Genomic DNA, 19073 nt, shown 5'->3' with positions numbered 1-19073 from the left:
CCTGCGGCTACCGTCCGCCCCCTCCGCACCCGGAACGCCCCCTCCCAGAACTCGGGGACCGAACATGCGCGCGGAACCGCGTGCCATGCTGGCGGTGTGCGTACACCGATGGGCACGGACGAGCAGGCAGGAAGAGCGGCCGGGCTGTTCATAGAGGCTCGGGGGGTCAGGGTGCGGACGCGGGCCGCACGGGAGGTGCTGTGCGGGATAACCCTCAGGGCCGGACCCGGTGAGCTGACCGTGATAGCGGGCAGCAGCGGGGCGGGGAAGACCGTCCTGCTGGAGACGCTGGCCGGGATACGCGAGCCCGCCGAGGGGCGGGTGCTGTACGACGGTGCGCAACCCCGCGGGCTGCGTGCCACGCTCGGCTTCGTACCGCAGGACGACATCATCCACCGGCAGTTGCCGGTGGCGCGGACCCTGGAGTACGCGGCCCGGTTGCGCATGCCGGCCGGCACACCGCCCGCGGCGGTGGACGCGGCCGTGGCGCGGGTGCTCGCGGCGCTCGGTCTGGTCGAGCGGGCGCGGCAGCCGGTCGGGTCGCTGAGCGGTGGGGAGCGCAAGCGGGTCAGTGTCGCGGTCGAGTTGCTCACCAGGCCCGGCGTGCTCTTCCTGGACGAGCCGACGTCGGGCCTCGACCCGGCCGCGGGTGCCGAGCTGATGTCGGTCCTGCGGGAGGTCGCAGCGGCGGGCACGACCGTCGTCCTGACCACCCACACGCCGTCCGACCTGCTCCGCGGCGATCAGGTGGTCTTCCTGTCGCCGGACGGTGCAGCGGTCTACACGGGGCCTCCCGAGGGACTGTGCGCGGCCCTGGGCGTCGGGACGGTCGAGGACGCCTACCGTGCAGCCGCGGACCCGGCACGGACCGCCCCGGCCCGGCACGGATCCGGACACGGCCAGGACCGCACCGGGGCGGGGCATGGGCCGGCCGGCCCGCTCGCGGGCGCGGCCCGGCGCGGCGGCCCGGCGGGCAGCACGCGGCGGGCCGCCGGACTCGGCCCGGGGCGGCAGTGGGCCCTGCTCACCCGGCGCCATGCCGAGATACTGCTCCGCGACCGCCTCACCCTGGCCGTGCTGGCCGGGTCGCCGGTGATGATCGTGGCGATGTTCGCCGTGCTGTTCCGGCCCGGCGCCTTCGACCCGCAGGCGCCCAACCCCGGCACGTCCGCGATGATCCTCTTCTGGATCGCCTTCGGCGGGTTCTTCTTCGGTCTGACCTACGGACTCCTCCAGATCTGCACCGAGCTGCCGGTGGTGCGCAGGGAGCGTCTCACGGTGCTCCGGGTGGGCCCGTACGTGCTGTCGAAGCTCACCGTGCTGCTGCCGGTGCTCGCGGCGGCCGACGCGCTGCTGCTCGCGGTGCTGAGGGCGCTGGACCGGTTGCCGGCCGGGGGCTGGAGCGTGTACGGGTCCCTGTTCACGACCACCCTGCTGTCCTCGGCCGCCGCACTGGCGCTGGGGCTGCTCGCCTCCGCCGCGGTGTCCGCGCCCGGCCAGGCCACGTTGCTGCTGCCGATGCTCTGCTTCCCCCAGGTGCTGTTCTCCGGAGCGTTCGTGCCCGTCCCGCAGATGGCGTGGCCGGGCACGGCGCTCAGCTACGCCATGACGAACCGCTGGGCCTACGAGGCGCTCGGCAGCGGTGTCGGGCTCGAAGGGCTGTGGGCGCACGGCGGGGCGCCGCTCGGCCCGCCGCTGCTGGCCGCCTACGGCGACAGCTTCGGCCGCCCCGCCGCACTGGGCTGGCTGGTGCTGGCCGGTTTCACCCTCGTCCTCCTCGCGGGGACGTGGGCGGTGCTGCTCCGCAGGTGCCGCAGGGCGGACCGGGCCTGACGCCGTACGCGGCGGGCCGGGTCCCGGGTCCGGCCGGGCCGCGGCGGTCAGCAGCGCAGCCGCGGCGGCAGGCCCGCGGTGTCCGGGCTCCGGTCCCGGTAGGTGTCCCCGGCGAACTCCAGGAACGTCTCGACGTCGCGGAGGTTGGACGACACCCCCACCGACACCCGCACCGCACCCCCGGACGGCAGGTCGAGCCGGGACAGGTAGTCGTCGATGGTGCCGGGCCTGCCCCGCACGGCGCGGCGCAGCGCGGCCATCCCGATGCCGAACGCCGCCTCCCCGGCGCCCGGGTTGCAGAAGCAGCCGGTCCGCAGCGAGATGTTGCGCGCGGCACCGTCCCGGCTCACGATCCGCTCGTCGACGATCCGTCCCAGCGGGTCGAGGAAGTTGAGGGCGACGGTGCCGCCGCGCCGCTCGGTGCCCGCGGGTCCGTAGAGGCGGACCATCGGCGCGCCGCAGGTGTGCCTCAGCTCCCGCAGCCCGCGCAGCAGCCGGCCGGTGAGGGCCCTGACGTGCTCGTGCACCGCGTCCACACCGATGCCGCCGATCCAGTCGAGGCCGACCTGCACGTCCGGGATGCTGAGGAAGTTGAGCGTGCCGTCCTCGAAGGCCGACTCGTCGTCCGCCATGCGGTGCCACTGCCCCTGGGCGCTGACGACGTGGATGGTGCCGCCGGCGAACCACGGCCGGTTCAGCCGCGCCAGCGCCGCCCGCCGCGCGATCAGGCAGCCGACGCCGGTGGGGTAGCCGAACACCTTGTACCAACTGACGGCCACGAAGTCGGGGTGCACCGCACCGAGGTCGAGCCGGTTGGCGGGGACGTAGGCGGCGGCGTCGAGCAGCACGTCGTACCCGAGGGAGTGCGCCGCGTCGATCCACTCCAGGGGGTGCTGCACACCGCTGAAGTTGCTCTGCGCCGGGTAGGCGAACAGGCCGGCGGGGGCGGTGCCCGCGCGGGGGCGCCGGCGCCTCGCGTCGGCCAGGGCGGTGTGCAGGGCGCCGTCGGACAACCGCAGATCGGGGGTGTCCAGCGGTACGTAGACCGTCCTCGCGCCCCGCACCCGCGCGTACTCCCGCAGGCCGTTGACGGAGTTGTGGTTGTCCAGGGGCAGGACGAGCCGGCGCCGGCGTCCGAACGGGTAGCCCTCGCCGACGAGCCGCATGGCGCCGGTGGCGTTCGGGGTGAAGACGACGGCGTACTGCTGCGGGTCGGCGTTGAAGTGCCGCAGCACCGCGCGCCTGGCCCCGGTGAGGAGCTGTTCGGACGCCGCCGAGGTGGGGTTCTCGGAGTGCGGGTTGCCGTAGCAGCCGGAGGATATTCGCTCCGCCTGCCTCGCCAACTGGGATCTCGCGGGAAGACCTGCGCCGGTGTGGTCGAGGTACACATGGCGGTTCTCGTCCAGATAACCGTATTCGGTCGCACGCAGGCGGGCTAAAGTCAGATTGTCGCACACATACCCACCGTATGGCCCGGTAATGATCGTTAACGGGCACATTGCACCATCGCGCCCCCCTATTCCGGCGAACGGCTCGTGGTGGGGTGGGGTCGGCCGGGGTGTGCGGGGCCGGTGGCTGCGCGCCCGCGGGCCCACCGGCTCACGCCCCGGCCCGCCCGCGGCAGCCCCGCCCGCGCCCCCGGCCCGCCCGCGCCCGTCGTGCCCGCGGCCCCGGGCACAGGCCGTCGCGCGCGGTGCTGCATGATGCACACATGACTCAGGACGGTGTGCACGCCCGTACCCGCAGGTCCCTCGCGGCCGTGGGTGCGCTGGTCGCCCTGCTGGCCGGGTGCGGCCACCCCACCGGCTCCCCCGCCTCCGCGCGCGACGGCTCCGGCACCGGAGCCCGCGGCGGCATCCACGTCGGTGCGAACGGCGTCGACCTGCGCATCACCCGCCCGGTGGCGCACCTCGACGCCTCGGGTTCCGGCATGCTGTCCATGACGGTGGCGAACTCGGGCAGCGTGGCGGAGCATCTGGACATGGTGGGCACCCCGGGCGGCGGGCGCGGCACCCTCGTCGGCGGTGGCGGCAGGGCGAGCGGGGCCATGACCGGCGGCGGCGTCCAGATCCTGCCGGGCGGCAGCACCGGCTTCGGCGCGGACCACGGGCCGCGGATACGCGTCGCCCACGTGCACGGCGTCACCGCGGGCCGGACGCTGCCCGTCGTCCTGGAGTTCGGGGTCGTGGGGCTGGTGCACATGCAGGCTCAGGTGTCCCGGGGCTGAGGCCGGGCGCGGGCCGGGGCGGCCCGCCGGGCCTCACGCCCCCGTCGGCGCGGTCCTCGGCACGGCCCGGGTGAGCGGGAGGTCCGGCTGTTCCGCGTAGCTGCGCAGCACGGCGACGTAGTCCTCCAGGAACGCCCTGGTCCACGGGGCGCCGTGGTGGCGGGCGTCCGTGCGGACCTCGGCCAGGGCGGTGTCACCGGCGTCGCGGACGAGGAGCCGGATGCCACCGCGCGGTACCTCGTTGCGCGGGATGCGGATGGCATCGACGGTGAGCCCGCCGTACCGCATGCTCCTGGCGGTGCTGACCTGCGACACGTCGAAGTTCGCGTACCGCGGGCCATGGCTCAGCGGCGCGGTGTGCCGGATGCCGTAGCGCGGCGGGTCGATCTCCTTGGTCATCAGGGCGCAGGGCAGTGCCTGGTGCCCGAGCGCCCCGAAGATGGTCGTGGTCTCCCGCCGGACGGCCTCCGCCAGGCTGGGGTCCCCCGAGAGGTCGGTGCGCAGGACGCACGGTGTGGCGAAGTAGCCCACCGCACGACGCAGTTGCGGATGGTTGCGGTTGGCCAGCGACGCCGTGACGGCGACGTCGGCGGCGCGCTCCTCCGGCAGGCCGAGCCGCAGCCGCCACTCCCGCATGGTGATCTTCAGGGCGGCCGAGCAGGCGGCGGCGAAGGTGGCTCGCTGGCTGCGGACGGAGCGCCCGATGCCCTCGTACAGGGTGCGGTCGATGGTGAAGCGCTCCACCCGCAGCCGGGCGGGCTCGGTGCCCGTGGACCGCGGGTCGTGCAGCAGGTGATCGGGCAGCGTTCCCACGCCGTCCAGCTTGCGGCGCCAGTACGCCAGCAGCCGCTCCAGGTCCCTGCCCCGCAGGAAGCACCGCTCCGAGTAGGCGTAGTCGAGGAACCCGTAGGGCAGCTCGGGCAGCGCGTCCGACGCGGAGCCGTCCGCCTCGTACAGCGCGAACAGGTCCTCGGTGAGGATGCGGCAGGACTCGCCGTCGGCGATGACGTGGTCGAGGACGAAACCGGTGTAGTGCCGGGTCGGCGAGACGCGGATGCACAGCAGCCTGACGAGCGGGCCCCGCGCCAGGTCGAACGGCTCCTCCGCGGCGTCGGCGATCAGCCGGTGCGCGGCCGCCTCGGCGCCTGCCGGGTCGTCCTCGACGTGCAGCACGCGGAAGTCCACCTCCTCGGGCGGGCGCAGGACCACCGCGAGGGGCTGCCCCGGCCGGCCGGGGAAGGTGAGGCGCAGGGCGTCGTGCCTGTGCTGGAGTGCGACGAACGCGGCGCGCAGGCGCGCCGGGTCCAGGGGGCCCTCGATGTCGCACCCGGAGACGAGGACGTTGTTGAGGACGTGCGTGGCACGGCCGTTGACGAGGCGTTCCTCCTGCGTGTACGTCGCCAGCGGGGTGGCCTCGGGATCCGCCTGGCGCAGCTTCATGCGGAGCATAGGGATTCCTCGTCCTCGGCAAGGGCGGCCGCCAGGTCACGCGGCCGTGACCTGGCGTCGAGCAGTGCGCGGTGCAGGGGTTCGAGGCGCGCGGCGTCGAACCCGTCGGCGCGCCACTGTTCGAAGTCGATGGCGAACCCCAGGTCCTTCCAGAGCCGGGCGTTCTCCCCCTCGTGCGCTCCGACCGGCTCCAGGAGGACCAGCGGGGTCGCCGACCAGAGGCTGTCGAGCATGGTGCCGCCGCCGGGCTTGCTCACCGCGGCACGCGCCTCGCGCATCAGGTCGAAGGCGGTGTGGTGGGTGCGCCCGCGCCGGTAGGTGAGCACGTCGGGCGACTGGCCTGGGGCGATACGGGCCAGCGGCGGGTAGCCGTCGTCGTGCCAGGGGTGCCAGTCGGGCTCGATCAGGAAGCAGCGGGCCCAGGGCACGGCGGGGTCCCGCTCGTGGATGACGAGGTCGAGGAGGTGGCCCGCCTGCGCGAGCTGCTGCCCGCGCTCCTGGTAGGTGCCCATGCCCCAGCCGCCGCCGTGCACCAGGAGCCGGCCGGTGCGCTGCCCCCAGGGGACGGGCGGCCTGGTGTCGACGGGGATCGTCCACGGCAGGGTGCCCTGCGCGGCGGAGGCCAGCCACACCACCTCGGCACCGCTCTGCTGCGCCGCGCTGCGCCGGAAGGACGGCGACGTGGTGGAGTCGACGTGGCAGATCACCACCCGGGGCGCGGGGCCGCCGGGCCGCCGGTCGGCGAGGTGGCGGTGGACGTAGTGGTCGACGATGCCGAGCCAGAAGCCGGAGAAGACGACGAACACGCGCACGCCGTCCTCCTCCCATGCCCGCTCCAGCTCCGCACGGGCCCCTTCCGGGATGCCGTCGGCGGGGTCGGACGCCAGGCGCTGGCCGACCCGGGCGGTGCGGAAGTCGCTGTGGAACAGCTTCCGCGAGGCCGCGACGGAGGTGAGCCGGTCGGCGGGGAGGTGCCTTTCGAGCACGTCGATACGGACGTCGGCGCCGCGTTCGCGCAGCCGTGAGGCGAGCAGCAGACCCGGGACATGGACCCCGAGCGCCACTCCGGAGGTCAGCACCGCGATCATGCGCGCTCCTTCGCACCGGTCTCGATCTCGCGCAGGGCCGCGGCCAGTTCGGGCGCCACCGTCTTGCGGGCCCAGTCCCGCTGGTCAGCGTCGTGCTGCCGGGGCTCCGCCTCCACCAGCATGATCAGGTACAGGTAGCTGCGGTACATCGCGAGCCGGAGCCGCTGCGAGCCGTCGAAGGAGACGGCCCCGCCCTCCTGCGCGTAGCCGGCCAGGAAGTGCGGGTCGTCCTCGATCCCGGCCAACAGGGCGAGGGAGACGAAGTCGGCCAGCGGGTCGCCCCAGAACATCCGCTCGCCGTCGATGATCCCGCTGACGCCGTGCGCGCCGCCCTCGGCGGCCAGCAGGATGTTGCCCTCCCACAGGTCGAAGTGGACGAGGGCCGGGCGGGTGACGTCGTCGAGGACGTCCTCGACCGAGGCCAGCAGCTCGCGGACGCGGCGCACCGGGACGGGCAGCTCGGCGCGGTAGCGCTCGGCGTCGCCGAGGACACCGTCGAGCATCGCGGTGAACGCCCGCCGCCACCCGGTCTCCAGCGGACCGAACGGCTCGCCCGGGTAGCCGAAGCCGGGCCCCGTCACACCGTGCAGGCGGGCCACGATCCGGCCCAGTTCGCGGCGCAGCGCCGGCCTTTCACGCCGCACCTTCAGCGGGGCCGCCTCGGTCCACGGGACGCCGGGGCGGGCCGACATGACCAGGTACGGGCGGGGGCCGGTGGTGTCGGTGGCGACGACCTCGGGGACCGGGACCCCTTCCAGTGCCGCGGCGGCCCGGTAGTAGACGGCCTCGTTGCGCAGCAGCCCCTGCTCGTACCCGAGGCCCGGCGTGCCCGGGGCCGGCGGGATCTTGACCACCAAGGAGCGGCCGTCAGGGAGGTCGACCCGTACGACGGTGTTGTACGTGCCGCCGGCCAGGGTCGTGTACGCGGCACGTGCGGCGTCGTCCTCGGAGCCGAGGGCGGCGGCCACCGCGTTCCTGACGGTCTGCTGGTGTTCACTCACGTGCGTTGCTCCTTGGCGGGCCGGGAGGTCGCTGACTGTCGGGCGTGCTCGTGGATGGCGGCCATCAGCGCGATCCGGGGCCCGGAGGCCGTGAGCTCGGCGCCCCACGGGCCGCTCTCGTCGTGCATCAGACCGCGGATGCGGGCGAACTGCTGCTGGTAGTAGGAGATCGCCTCGGTGCGGGTGACGGTGGTGCGTCCGTCCTTCGTGCGGGTGACGATGTTAATCGGCAGGGCGCCCCTGGTGGGCAGCAGGACGCCCCGGACCCGCAGCGACGCCTCGGCGAAGACGAACGTGTGCTCGGCCCTGTGCTGGGCTCCGAAGGAGCAGTCCAGGTGCGCGGTCGTGCCGTGCGGCAGGTGCAGGGTCGCGGAGAAGGCGGTGTCCACTCCGGCGGGACCGGAGAAGTCGGAGCGTCCTTCGTAGCCGGGGGACCCCGGTCCGTCCAGGCCGACGGTGTCCTGGAGCGCCTGGAGCCAGTAGGCGGCGGCGTCGAAGAAGCAGCCGCCGCCGAGTTCGGGGCGCAGCCGGTAGCCGGTGCTGTGCGGCACCGCGAACGCGAAACCGCTGCGCACCTCCCTGAGCGGCCCGTAGCGGCCCGAGAGGACGGCGTCCCGCACGACGGCGTGCCACGGGTGGCCCAGGGTGGGCAGGGCCTCCAGGACGGGGGTGCCGCCCGCGGCCGCGATGATCCCGGCGTGCTCCTCGGTGGTGAGGCACAGCGGTTTCTCGACGACGACGGCCTTGCCCGCGGCCGCGGCCCGGGCGGCCCACGGCGCGTGGCCCGAGTTGTGCAGGGACACGTAGACCAGGTTCACGTCCGGGTCGTCGATGACGTCCTGGTAGCCGGGGTGCAGGTGGGGGATGTCGTGCTCGTGCGCGTAGGCGGCGGCACGCTCGTGGTCGGAGGCGGCCACCGCGAGCACGGCCGCGTCCCAGTAGTGCCGGCTCGGGGCGATCATGGTGCGGGTGGCGATGCCGGTGGCGCCGATCAGGCCGATGCCGAGGGTCATGCCACCGCCTTGCGGGCGGTCGGCGGCAGGGTGCCCACACCGATGCCGCGGGCGCACTGCTCGGTGCGGTCGCGCCAGGCGGGGAAGTCCTCCGCGGCGCAGAACGCGGCGCACACCAGACGGCCGCGCGGCGCGCACAGGGTGCCGCCGGCCAGTGGCAGCACGCCGGGCCGCGCCCCGCCCCGCCACAGCAGCCCCTCGCGGTCCAGCGCGGACAGCAGCGTGTCGATGTCCGCGTCACCGGCGATGGTGACGTCGTGCTGCCACAGGTGGGCGTGCAGGCCCGACCGGCGGGCGCGCCGGTCCAGCTCCAGGGTCAGCAGGCCCATCGACATCCGGGCGTTGATCTCCAGGACCGGCACCCAGCCGCCGTCGCGCAGCGTCATCGAGTCCACGCAGGCCGGACCCGAGTAGCCCGCCTGCGCCAGGGCCAGGGCCGTGGCCTCGAGGATGTCCGGATAGCCGCGGCGGTCGAGGTCCTCGACGAGGTCCTGCGGGGCGGGGCGGGAGACGCCGTAGCGGTAGCCGTCGTTGGTCATGCTCTGGATGCCCAGCAGGCTCCAGGTGCCGTCCGGGGCCACGGTCAGGTGCCCGGAGAAGTCGTGTGCGCGCGCGTAGCGGCGCTGCACCAGCAGCTCCACGCGCAGCCCCTGCTCCTCCTGGGCGCGCAGCCGGCGGACCAGCCGCGCCAGCGAGCCGGGGGTGGACAGCTCGATGGTGCCGCGGCCGGCGACGCCGTAGGGGTCCTTGACGAGGACGACGGGCTCGGCGTCCGCGGCGGCCGCCAGGGCCGTGACGGTCTCCTGGAGCTCGGCCGCCGAGCGCACCACCGTGCCGGCGCCGGGCAGGCCGAGCCGGTCGGCGAGGGCGGAGGACCAGGCCTTGCCGTTGACCTCGACCACGGTGTCGTAGTCGGGCAGGGCATGGGGCATGTCCGGCTGGTGGGTGAGCCGGCTCGTCGCCTCCAGCACCGCGAAGGGCCGCAGGGCCTCGGCCCGGGCGATGGCGGCCTGGAGCGCGCGGTCGTGCAGCAGTGCCTCCTCCACACCCTCCGGGACCGGGTCCGCTCCCCGCGGGTGCGCACCGCCCCCGGGCAGGTCCCCGGCCGGGCCGCCGCCGGCCGTGGCGTGCCGGAAGGTGATGCCGGCCGCGCCGAGGGCGTCGACGTGCGCCCGGCCGAGGGGATTGCGGGTGATGAGGAGGTCGTCGGGACCGCTGGCGGCGGCCAGTGTCTCGTCCAGGCCCGCGATCAGGCTCTCGGTGCCCGGCGAGGTCAGCCTGGGCAGGTTCGCCAGGTCGGCCGGGCGCCAGTGCCGTTCCGCGTCGAAGGAGCCGAACCGGACGGCCCGCACCGGCGCCGGGCGCCCCGGCGGGGACTCGGCGGGGTGTCCGGCCGCGGCGGGCCGCCGCTCCGATCGGTGCGGTGGCCGCGCGGGCCCGGTGCCGGTCACTCCGCTCATGCAGGGGTCTCCCGGCCGATCACTTCCGCGGAGAACTGCCGGACGGACGTGAGCTGGGCGAGGCTGAGGTTCTCGTAGTCCAGCTCGATGTCGAACTCGTCCTCGACGCGGAGCAGGAACTCGATGGCGGTCAGCGAGTCGAGTCCCAGTTCGGTGACCATGTCGGCGTCCTCCGGGATGTCCTGCGCCTGGAGCTCTCCCGGCAGCACCTCGGCGAGTACCTTCCTGACCCGTTCCACGACGTTGACTGGGTGGCTCATCTGTCACACTCCGTTCAGGTAGAGGAGGATGCATTTCGAGCAGACGGGCATCATGCCGGTCTCGGCGAGTACGGAGCGGACCCGTCGGAACTTCTCGCTCTGCCAGAGCTCCAGTACGGGTGTGTCGTACAGGTTCCCGACGACGAACTCCGGGAAGAACTTGCAGGAGCTGACGTTGCCGTCGGCGTGCACCTCCATACGGTTGGTGACGGCGAGGCAGCGGGTGCGGCGCTGCGCGGGCTGCGAAGTGCCGAGGATGAACGACTCGACCTCGTCCGCCTCCAGTTGCGGCTGGTAGCGCACGCGCGGTCCCCAGGTCCTGCCGGCCAGGGCGGCCATCGACTCGCGCAGCGTCGGCAGCAGTTCCTCGGGGAGCTGGTAGGTGTAGGAGTGCCAGGTGGGCCGTGCCGTGCCGGTCTGCGGGGAGAGCCAGGAGAAGTGCTCCTGGTACACCTCGTCCATGGCACCCGCGACCTGCGGGCTGATGTACCAGGGGAACTGGAAGTAGACGGTGTTGACGTCGAGTTCCTCGGCCCACTCCATGAACTCGTACATGCGGTGGACGGTCACGTGGGAGACCATGCAGGACAGTGAGACCTCGCCGCCGAACCTGCCCCTGCGCTTCAGGTCGAGCATGGTCTCGATGTTCTTGATGGTCCGGCCGAAGGTGCCCTTGCCGCGGAGTTCCTCGTGGTCGTCGCCCAGTCCGTCGAGGCTGACGAGCAGGTTGAGGTTCTCGCCCATCCTGAGCAGGTCGTCCATCCTGCGCTCGAAGAGCAGGCCGTTGGTGCACATGTTCACGGTGCGCGGATAGCGTTCGACGAGGCGGGACACCTCGTCGAAGCGGGTGTGCATCAGGGGCTCGCCGCCCCACAGGAAGAGCTTGGCGGGAACCTGGGCGGTCTCCCGCAGGACGTCGGCGACGATCGCCGTGTCCAGTTCGGTGCGCTGCCTGTCGACGCTCCAGTCGCGGAAGAACCCCTGCTCGTTCCACTGGTAGCAGTGCGTGCAGCGCAGGTTGCACCGGTAGGTGAGCTGGAGGCTCACCTCCCGCGGGATGTCGGCGGCGTAGCTGCGGTTCTTCCGCAGGGCCGCGCGGGACCTGGACCGTATGGAGACGGTGTGCTTGATGTCGGCGAACTCTTTTTCGTTGAGTACGCGGCGCGTCTGGGGGTGCATGTTCCTCCTAGGCTCGGCGGACCCCGGCCGGCCCTGTGGGAGGGGCCGGGGCGGGGGCGGGGGGTGTGCGGCGCGGGTAGGAGACGGTGGGGGCGGGGAGCAGGAGGGCGCACCCGGGTGCGAGGGCGGCGGAGCCCGGCAGCAGCACGGCCCCGGTACCCGGCCGGGTGGCCGCGGGACCGCTCGGGGCGCGGCCGGCCGGCAGCGGTGCGAGGGCCGGCAGGGCCGGCGGTCCGGTGCGCGGCGGCCGCACCCGGTGGGCCCGCGAGTCGAGCACACCGCCGGTGGTCGCACCGAGGCCGGGCACGGTCAGCAGCGGGCCGTGGGCGGTGGGCCCGGAGCGGTCGACGAGGACGACGCCCCCTAGCACGTCGAACGGCCCGAGGGCCGGCGTCCCGAGGAGCGCGGAGGCGCTCACGGCACCCCACGGCCGGGGGCGGCCGGACAGCCCCGCCCGGACCGCGGCCGGTGCACGCCGGACGTGCGGCCGGCGCGGCGGCGCGCCCGGCGCGGTGACACGCGGACGGAAATGGCCGGGATAAACGCCGCCGACCGGCAGCAGGAGAACCACGGGTGCCACGGCGGCGGCGAGCACGAATCCCATGTCCGCAGCCTGGAAATGCGCATTGAGCATTGCCGTCGTCAGCCCGATGGTAAATATTGCGCCGCCGCCCCTTGACAGTGCCCGAGCTGTGATGAACCTCCGAAGATTCCGGTCATGGCAGAGCTCTCTGGTCACCGGGTCTTTCACCGTCCACAACTCACAGAGCACAGAAACCGACTGCTGGGGCAATCGACGCCGGCGATGAGATATGCGCCTGACATGCGCCTGATAGGAAGTGAAGCGTGCAGGCTTCACACATGTCAACAGGGCAGGGCGGAAGATCCCGAAGGCCGGACAGCCGGGCCAATCATGCAAATAAAGAGCCTGAAGCGACTCAAACGAGCAGGCAGGCCCACCGGCAGGATTCGGCGCCCCGCCTCCCGGTCCGCACGGTACCCTGCTCGACCGACCCACGAAGTCATCAGTTTTCCGGCCACACCACGGCAAAGGCAGTACTTTCCAGCAAAGATCTGATGAACCCCCTTACGGATACAGCAAAAGCCGCGAAAGGGTCCTGTAGCTTTATGAGAGCGCTCTCTCACAGAGACTGCCAAGCCATTCTGGCCGACCGGCACCTTTTCCCACCGCCGCCGCGGCCCACACCGGCGGCGCGCGGCCCCGAACTGCGCCGAGTTCCGCAACTTCCCTGCGAAACAGCGTCCCGGATCACCAAGAGTGGCTGCTTAACAACCACCCCAGAGCACTCAAAGCGGGCGTATGACGGCCGGCCAAGGCGGCCAGAAAGTTGTTGCGCTTTCCTAGTGCAACCGCTTAGATTCGAGGTCATGGCGAAATACCGAAAGCTTCGCTGCAGCGCCGATGAGATTCCTCTCGAAGAAGCGGTACGCCAGGTTCTCCCAGCTACTGATCCCACCGGCTCCGAGCCGGCAGGGCGAGTAGTCACTCTCGCCGGTCAGCAGAAGAGCCACTATCCCGAACTCTTCTCCGCGCAGTTCGCGCACACCATTCGCCGATGCCGCGGGAGAGGACCGTACACGCCGCCGCGCGCGGCCGGTCCCCGCCAAGTGCACCGGCACAGAGTTCCCTTCTTTCCGAGCCGTGTGCGCAATTGCCCGGCGGTCGGCGCGCGGTGTCCTGAGAAGGGCCCCGGACATGCGCCGAAGCAGGCGGCATGAGGGGGATCATCCTCGCCGGCGGCAGCGGCACCCGTCTGCACCCGCTGACCCATGCCGTGTCCAAGCAGTTGCTGCCCGTCTACAACAAGCCGATGGTCTACTACCCGCTGTCGGTGCTCATGCTGGGCGGCATCCGCGACATCCTGCTGATCTCCTCTCCCCAGCACCTGCCGATGTTCCGCACGCTCCTGGGCGACGGCAGCGACCTCGGCCTGTCCCTCTCCTACGCCGAGCAGGCGCGGCCCGAAGGCATCGCGCAGTCGTTCCTCATCGGTGCCGACCACATCGGCAACGACTCCGTGACCCTGATCCTCGGCGACAACGTCTTCCACGGCCCCGGCTTCTCGCGCCTGCTGCACGACCGGCTGCGGACGGTGGACGGGGCCCTGCTGTTCGGCTACGCCGTCAGCGACCCCCGGCGGTACGGAGTGGGCGAGGTCGACGCCGAAGGACGCCTGGTCTCCATCGAGGAGAAGCCGGCCAGACCGCGGTCCAACCTGGCCCTGACGGGGCTGTACTCCTACAGCAGCGACGTGGTGGACATCGCCAAGAACCTGCGCCCCTCTCCGCGCGGTGAGCTGGAGATCACCGACGTCAACCGGGTCTTCCTCGCCCAGGGCAGGGCCCGGCTGATCGACCTGGGGCGCGGCTTCGCCTGGCTGGACACCGGCACCCACGACGCGCTGCTCCAGGCCTCGCACTACGTGCAGGTGATGGAGCAGCGCCAGGGGGTGCGGATCGCCTGTCTGGAGGAGATCGCCTACCGGATGGGCTTCATCACCGCCGGCCAGTGCCACGAGCTGGCCGCCCGGATGGAGCCGACCCCGTACAGCCAGTACCTGATGGACATCGTCGGATGAAGATCGTCGGATGAAGTAGGTGTTCGTGCGCATCGTCGTCACCGGAGGAGCCGGCTTCATCGGCTCCCATTTCGTCAAGCACGTCCTGGCCGGCAGGTACGAGGCGTTCGGAGCGGCCCGTGTCACCGTGCTCGACAAGCTCACCTATGCGGGCACCCTCGGCAACCTGCACGCGGTCGCCGACGATCCGCGGCTGCGGGTCGTCAGGGGCGACATCTGCGACGCGCAGGTGGTGGCCCGGGTCCTGGACGGTGCCGACCTGGTCGTGCACTTCGCGGCCGAGTCGCACGTCGACCGGTCCATAGCGGACGCGGACGCCTTCGTGCGCACCAACGTCCTGGGCACGCAGCGGCTGCTCGACGCCGCGCGGGCGGCGCGGGTGCCGCGGTTCGTGCACGTCTCCACCGACGAGGTGTACGGGTCGGTGGCGGGCGACGACCGCTGGGACGAGAACGCGCCGATCAGCCCCAACTCCCCCTACGCCGCCTCGAAGGCGTCCTCCGACCTGCTCGCGCTCGCCTACCACCGCACCCACGGCCTCGACGTGTGCGTCACCAGGTGCTCCAACACCTACGGGCCCCACCAGCACCCGGAGAAGGTCGTCCCGCGCTTCGTCACCCAGTTGCTGACCGGCGGACGGGTGCCGCTGTACGGCGACGGCTCGAACGTGCGGGACTGGCTGCACGTCGACGACCACTGCCAGGGCGTGGCCCTGGTGGCCGCGGGCGGCCGGCCGGGCCACGTGTACCACATCGGCGGGGGCACCGAGCTGACCAACCGGGAGCTGACGGAGCGCCTGCTCGAACTGCTCGGCGCCGACTTCTCGCGCGTCGACCACGTCCCCGACCGCAAGGGCCACGACCTGCGCTACGCCCTGGACACCGGCAAGATCGCGGTGGAGCTGGGTTACGCGCCCGCGGTGTCCTTCGACGACGGGCTGGCGCGCACGGTGTCCTGGTACGCGGCCCATCGCGAGTGGTGGGAGCCGCTGCGCCGGGCCGTCCTGCCCGCCGGCGACGCGGTACGGGTCTGAGCCGGCACCGGCCGGCAACGGCTCGCCCCGCCGGACCCCGCGGCGCCGCCCGGCCGGCCGCGGCCCGCGCGGCCTGCTTGCCCTGACTCACTCGCCTCGCCCGCCTCGCCCGCCTCGCCCGACGTTCCGAGTGCGGTTGACGCGCGGTCCGGCGCCCGTGGCGGCCGGGGCGGGGCGCCGGGGGCCGGGCGGTCGGCCCACGGGCGCGGGGCGGACGAGCCTGGGTGTGCCGCACCCAGGACGGCACGGCCTTCCTGCCCGGCCGCCGGGCTCGAAGAATCCTCGGAAGGACCGAGGGGCCGGTACGGACCGGCCCCGACCACGATTCTTTCGGAGGCACCCACGTGAGCACCGCCGTCCCGTCCACCGAGCGGAAGGTCGTCCTGATCACGGGCGCGTCGAGCGGCATCGGCGAGGCCACGGCACGGCACCTGGCCGCCGCCGGGCACCATGTCGTCCTCGGGGCCCGGCGCACCGGACGGCTGGCCTCGATCGTCGAGGAGCTGAGCGCGGCCGGGCACAGCGCCGAGCACACCGATCTGGACGTGACCGACCCGGGCAGCGTCCACGCCTTCGTGGGCGGTGCGCTCCGGCGGCACGGCCGGGTGGACGTCCTGGTCAACAACGCCGGTGTGATGCCGCTGTCCCCGCTGGCCGCGCTGCGCGTCGACGAGTGGAACCAGATGATCGACGTCAACCTGCGCGGTGTGCTGCACGGCATCGCCGCCGTCCTGCCCTCGATGCGGGACCGGGGCAGCGGCCACATCGTCGCCGTCGCGTCGACGGCCGCCCACCGCGTCGACCCCACGGCGGCCGTGTACTGCGCGACGAAGTACGCCGTGCGCGCGCTGGCGGAGGGGCTGCGCCAGGAGAGCACCGACGTCCGGGTCACCGTCGTCAGCCCCGGGTTCACCCGGTCCGAGCTGATGGACCGCGGCGGTGACGCCGAGGTGCAGCAGGCGGCGCGCGCGGTCGCGGAGCGTATCGCGATCCCGGCCTCCGCGGTCGCCGAGGCCATCGGCTACGCCGTCGCCCAGCCCGCCGGTGTCGACGTCAACGAGATCGTCGTCCGACCGACGGTGCAGGGCTGACAGCGGGCCCCGGCCGCCGCCCTCCCCGGGCAGGGCCCGCGGCGCGCGCTCAGCCGGCGGCGGCCGCCGACCCCAGCCCGGCGAGGGCCGCCGCGCTGCGGCTGCCGGGCTCCGGAGTGCCGACCAGCAGTTGCTGTCCCGGAGCGTCATGGACGTCGAACGTCTGGTAGGCGAGCTCGACGCGTCCGGCGGTGGGGTGCGCGAACACCTTGTACGCGCGGGTGAGGCCGCCGACGATCTGCTCGTCCCACAGCCCGGCGAACTCGGCGGAGCCGGCCCTGGTGCCGGACACCAGGTCGCGGATGCCGGTGTCGTCGGGGAAGCGGGCGGCGTTCAGCCGCAGTGCGTGCACGGTGGCGGCGGCGACCCGCGGCCACTCCACGAAGACCTCGCGGGCCCGCGGGTGCCCGAAGAGTATCCGCACCATGTTGGTCTCGGTGCCGAACGGGGCGAGCAGGGCGCCGGCCGCCGCGTTCCTCGCGAGGACGTCGAAGGAGGGGCCCAGCACGTAGGCCGCGGCCGCAGGGAAGGCGTCGAGCAGGTGCAGCAGTGCCGGGTGCACCCCCTCCCGCGCCCCGTCGGCCGCCAGGCCCGGGGTCAGGCCGGCGAGGCGGAAGAGGTGCCCGCGGGCGTCGGGGGCCAGCCGCAGCGCGCGGCCCAGCGCGCCGACGACCTGCGCGGACGGGTTCCGCTCCCGGCCGCGTTCCAGACGGGAGTAGTAGTCGGCGCTCACCCCCGCCAGCACGGCGACCTCCTCGCGCCGCAGGCCCCGCACCCGGCGGCCGCCGCCCCCGGCCGGCAGACCGACGTCGGACGGCGCAAGCCGGGACCTGCCGGCCCGCAGGAAGTCACCGAGGTCATTGGTCGGGGCGTCGCTCATGGGTTCGACGGTACCGCCGTCGCGGCGGACGCCGTCGCGGCGGACCGGGTGCGGGGCCGGGGCGCGGGGCCGGACGCGACACCGGACGCGTGGCCGGACGCGAGGCCGGTACCGGGCCGGCTCCGTCAGCCGGGCGCCCGGCCCACCGGGGAGGCCGGCGGGGCGGGCGCCGTGCTGCTGACGGGGGCTGACCGGGGCGTGCTGCTGACGGGGGCTGACCGGGGCGTGCCGCTGACGGGCGCCGTCCCGGCGGCGGCCCCGGTGCACGGAGCGCTTCAGGGGATCAGCACGGTCCCTCGTCCTGCCACGCTCCCCATTCACCGGTGCTGCCCGGCTCCTCGCCCTGGGTCCACCACTTGGCCTTCCAGGTGTGGCCCTCGTACGAGACCTCCTGCCCGCCGGTGTACACCGCGGACGCGTCCCACGCGGCGAGGGTGCACGTGCCACTGCCGGGCGGGTCGGTGGGCGGCGGGTTGTCGGGCGGGGTGGCTCCGGCGAACTCGACGGAGAACTTCGCGAAGTCCCAGGCGCTCTGCGGCACGCTGCTGCACGTGCCCGAGGTGCGTCCGCCGTTGTCGGGCGGGGTGCACTGGCGGTCGCGGTTGAGCGACCAGAAGGTGAAGCGGTCCATGCCGTGCGAGGTGGCGAAGTCGAGCACGGTGCGGAAGGCGTCCTGCGGGAACATCTCGCCCGAGTCGCTGCGGCCGTTCATCCCCGAGAAGCCCTCGTGGGCGTAGGCGGTGGCCTCGTCCCAGCCGAAGGTGGAGCGCAGCAGGCCGTTGAAGGCGGTGAGCGCGGCGGTCTGCGCCGACGCGCCCTGGAACCCGCCGTCGAAGGGCATGATGGAGAAGTTGTTCGGCGTGAAGCCCTGCGCCTTGGCCTCGTTGAGCATCTGCTGGCCGAACCAGCCGGTGCCGGCGGCGGTGCCCGCCGTGGTGACGGAGACGTAGAGGCCCGGGTTGTCCTTCTGGAGGATCCTGGCGGCGCCGATCTCGTTGTGGATCGCGGCGGTGTTCTCGTACTCCGGCTCCTCCAGGTCGAAGTCGATGGCGTGCAGGCCGTACTTGGTGACGACCTGCTGGTACGCGGCCGCGGTGGCCTCGGGGGTGCCGCACGCCTGGCCGAGCTTGGTGCCGTTGTAGCCGCCGATGGAGACGGAGACGTCACCGCCCTTGGCGCGGATGGCGTCGATCACGCCGGCGACCGCGGTGTCCCCGGCGACGGGCGCGGTGCCGTCCCAGGTGGGGCTGCACCCGCCGCCGTTCGGGGCGAGGACGAAGGCGAGCTGGAACGCCTTGAGGCCGGTGGCGTCCATGATGGCGGTGGCGTCGGGCGGGTCGTTGTCGAGCGGCATCAGGTACGGCGCGGCGGCGTACCAGCGGTTGGACAGTTGGTCCGCCGCGGCGTCCGCGCCCGCGGCCTGGGTGACGGCCAGGCCGCTGAGCCCCGCGGCGGCCAGCGCGGCCGTGGCGGTACCGCAGAGGAGAGCACGAAGACGTCTCATGTCCAGGTCTCCCTGATCGGTGGAAGGGGCATCAGGATCCGGCCTTGTCTAGACCAAGTCAACAGTTTGGACTAGACCATTCCTGTTCCTTGACCCTGCACCGTGTGACCCACGCCCCGGACCGGGAAGGCGCGCTGCCGTAGGGCGTGTGCGCACGGCCCGGCCGCGCAGGCGCCGCCCGGTCCACGTGCCGGGCTCCCCGGTCGCCGCGGACGAGATCAGCGGCGCCGCCATCGCGCCCACCCGCGCCCGGCTCCTCGGCCTCCTCGATCTCCTCGGCGCCCTCGGCGCCCTCGGCACCCTCAAAGACGAACCGCCGGCCCACGGGCCGGGCAGCCGGCCGGGACGGCCCGAGCCGTCCGGAAGTCGCCCCTCGTGTGACGTTCGGTTTGGATGGTCGTTGGTCGGGGCGTGGGAAAGAGCGTGCCCCGGCCGTGCGTCGTCCTGGACGAGCT

General features: G+C 73.2%; 16 protein-coding genes. 5 read left to right on the top strand and 11 right to left on the bottom strand.

Annotation, left to right across the window (positions count from 1 at the left end; translation table 11 throughout):
• Positions 1-96 precede the first annotated feature (96 nt).
• Entirely contained in the window at positions 97-1833 is a 1737-nt protein-coding gene (locus tag IE313_RS11555) for an ATP-binding cassette domain-containing protein (protein ID WP_229924535.1), read from the top strand.
• A gap of 47 nt (positions 1834-1880) precedes the next feature.
• Here IE313_RS11555 and IE313_RS11550 read toward each other — a convergent pair whose 3' ends face one another.
• Positions 1881-3290 (bottom strand): aminotransferase class V-fold PLP-dependent enzyme, encoded by a 1410-nt coding sequence (locus tag IE313_RS11550; RefSeq protein ID WP_229924534.1) that lies wholly within the window; start codon positions 3288-3290, stop codon positions 1881-1883.
• Positions 3291-3544: 254 nt separating this feature from the next.
• On the opposite strand from IE313_RS11550, the gene IE313_RS11545 reads away from it, so the two are divergent.
• The gene (locus IE313_RS11545) at positions 3545-4060 is read left to right on the top strand and encodes a hypothetical protein (protein ID WP_189930904.1); all 516 of its coding nucleotides are present in this window, start codon (positions 3545-3547) and stop codon (positions 4058-4060) included.
• Positions 4061-4093: 33 nt separating this feature from the next.
• Here the strand turns inward: IE313_RS11545 and IE313_RS11540 are convergent, their stop codons facing one another.
• Genes IE313_RS11540 through IE313_RS11505 form a run of 8 tightly spaced genes read right to left on the bottom strand, consistent with a single transcriptional unit; the run spans position 4094 to position 11928 of the window.
• Positions 4094-5509 carry a condensation domain-containing protein gene (locus IE313_RS11540; protein WP_189930903.1) on the bottom strand — a complete coding sequence of 472 codons (1416 nt, stop codon included), beginning with the start codon at positions 5507-5509 and terminating at the stop codon, positions 4094-4096.
• Positions 5497-6597, bottom strand: a complete 1101-nt coding sequence (locus tag IE313_RS11535; RefSeq protein ID WP_189930902.1) for a hypothetical protein — start codon at positions 6595-6597, stop codon at positions 5497-5499. Before IE313_RS11535 ends, IE313_RS11540 begins: the two co-directional genes overlap by 13 nt.
• Positions 6594-7598: a phosphotransferase family protein gene (locus tag IE313_RS11530; protein ID WP_189930901.1), complete on the bottom strand. Its 1005-nt coding sequence runs from the start codon at positions 7596-7598 to the stop codon at positions 6594-6596. Before IE313_RS11530 ends, IE313_RS11535 begins: the two co-directional genes overlap by 4 nt.
• Positions 7595-8611 (bottom strand): Gfo/Idh/MocA family protein, encoded by a 1017-nt coding sequence (locus IE313_RS11525; RefSeq protein WP_189930900.1) that lies wholly within the window; start codon positions 8609-8611, stop codon positions 7595-7597. The genes IE313_RS11530 and IE313_RS11525 overlap by 4 nt, the downstream gene beginning before the upstream one ends.
• Positions 8608-10071 carry an ATP-grasp domain-containing protein gene (locus IE313_RS11520; RefSeq protein ID WP_189930899.1) on the bottom strand — a complete coding sequence of 488 codons (1464 nt, stop codon included), beginning with the start codon at positions 10069-10071 and terminating at the stop codon, positions 8608-8610. Before IE313_RS11520 ends, IE313_RS11525 begins: the two co-directional genes overlap by 4 nt.
• Positions 10068-10331: an acyl carrier protein gene (locus tag IE313_RS11515; protein ID WP_189930898.1), complete on the bottom strand. Its 264-nt coding sequence runs from the start codon at positions 10329-10331 to the stop codon at positions 10068-10070. The genes IE313_RS11520 and IE313_RS11515 overlap by 4 nt, the downstream gene beginning before the upstream one ends.
• 3 nt (positions 10332-10334) lie before the next feature.
• Entirely contained in the window at positions 10335-11510 is a 1176-nt protein-coding gene (locus IE313_RS11510) for a radical SAM protein (protein WP_189930897.1), read from the bottom strand.
• A gap of 7 nt (positions 11511-11517) precedes the next feature.
• Positions 11518-11928, bottom strand: a complete 411-nt coding sequence (locus tag IE313_RS11505; protein ID WP_189930896.1) for a hypothetical protein — start codon at positions 11926-11928, stop codon at positions 11518-11520.
• 1318 nt (positions 11929-13246) lie between these two features.
• Here IE313_RS11505 and rfbA point away from each other — a divergent pair.
• The 3 genes from rfbA to IE313_RS11490 all read left to right on the top strand — a co-directional run bounded on the left by rfbA (position 13247) and on the right by IE313_RS11490 (position 16234).
• Positions 13247-14110, top strand: a complete 864-nt coding sequence (gene rfbA, locus IE313_RS11500) for a glucose-1-phosphate thymidylyltransferase RfbA (RefSeq protein ID WP_189930895.1) — start codon at positions 13247-13249, stop codon at positions 14108-14110.
• 25 nt (positions 14111-14135) lie between these two features.
• On the top strand, positions 14136-15143 hold the full coding sequence (rfbB, locus tag IE313_RS11495; protein ID WP_189931012.1) for a dTDP-glucose 4,6-dehydratase: 1008 nt from the start codon (positions 14136-14138) through the stop codon (positions 15141-15143).
• A gap of 344 nt (positions 15144-15487) precedes the next feature.
• A complete protein-coding gene (locus IE313_RS11490) occupies positions 15488-16234 on the top strand; it encodes an SDR family oxidoreductase (RefSeq protein ID WP_189930894.1) in 747 nt (248 codons plus the stop codon).
• A gap of 49 nt (positions 16235-16283) precedes the next feature.
• Here the strand turns inward: IE313_RS11490 and IE313_RS11485 are convergent, their stop codons facing one another.
• Together IE313_RS11485 and IE313_RS11480 are read right to left on the bottom strand one after the other, a co-directional pair.
• Entirely contained in the window at positions 16284-17114 is an 831-nt protein-coding gene (locus tag IE313_RS11485) for a helix-turn-helix domain-containing protein (protein WP_189930893.1), read from the bottom strand.
• A gap of 283 nt (positions 17115-17397) precedes the next feature.
• Positions 17398-18618: a carbohydrate-binding protein gene (locus IE313_RS11480; RefSeq protein ID WP_189930892.1), complete on the bottom strand. Its 1221-nt coding sequence runs from the start codon at positions 18616-18618 to the stop codon at positions 17398-17400.
• Between the last annotated feature and the right edge of the window lie 455 nt (positions 18619-19073).

The organism is Streptomyces sulfonofaciens, from assembly GCF_014656295.1.
Lineage (GTDB): Bacteria > Actinomycetota > Actinomycetes > Streptomycetales > Streptomycetaceae > Streptomyces > Streptomyces sulfonofaciens.
Note: the sequence above shows the minus strand (reverse complement) of the source record. Positions and strands in the feature narration are given on the sequence as shown.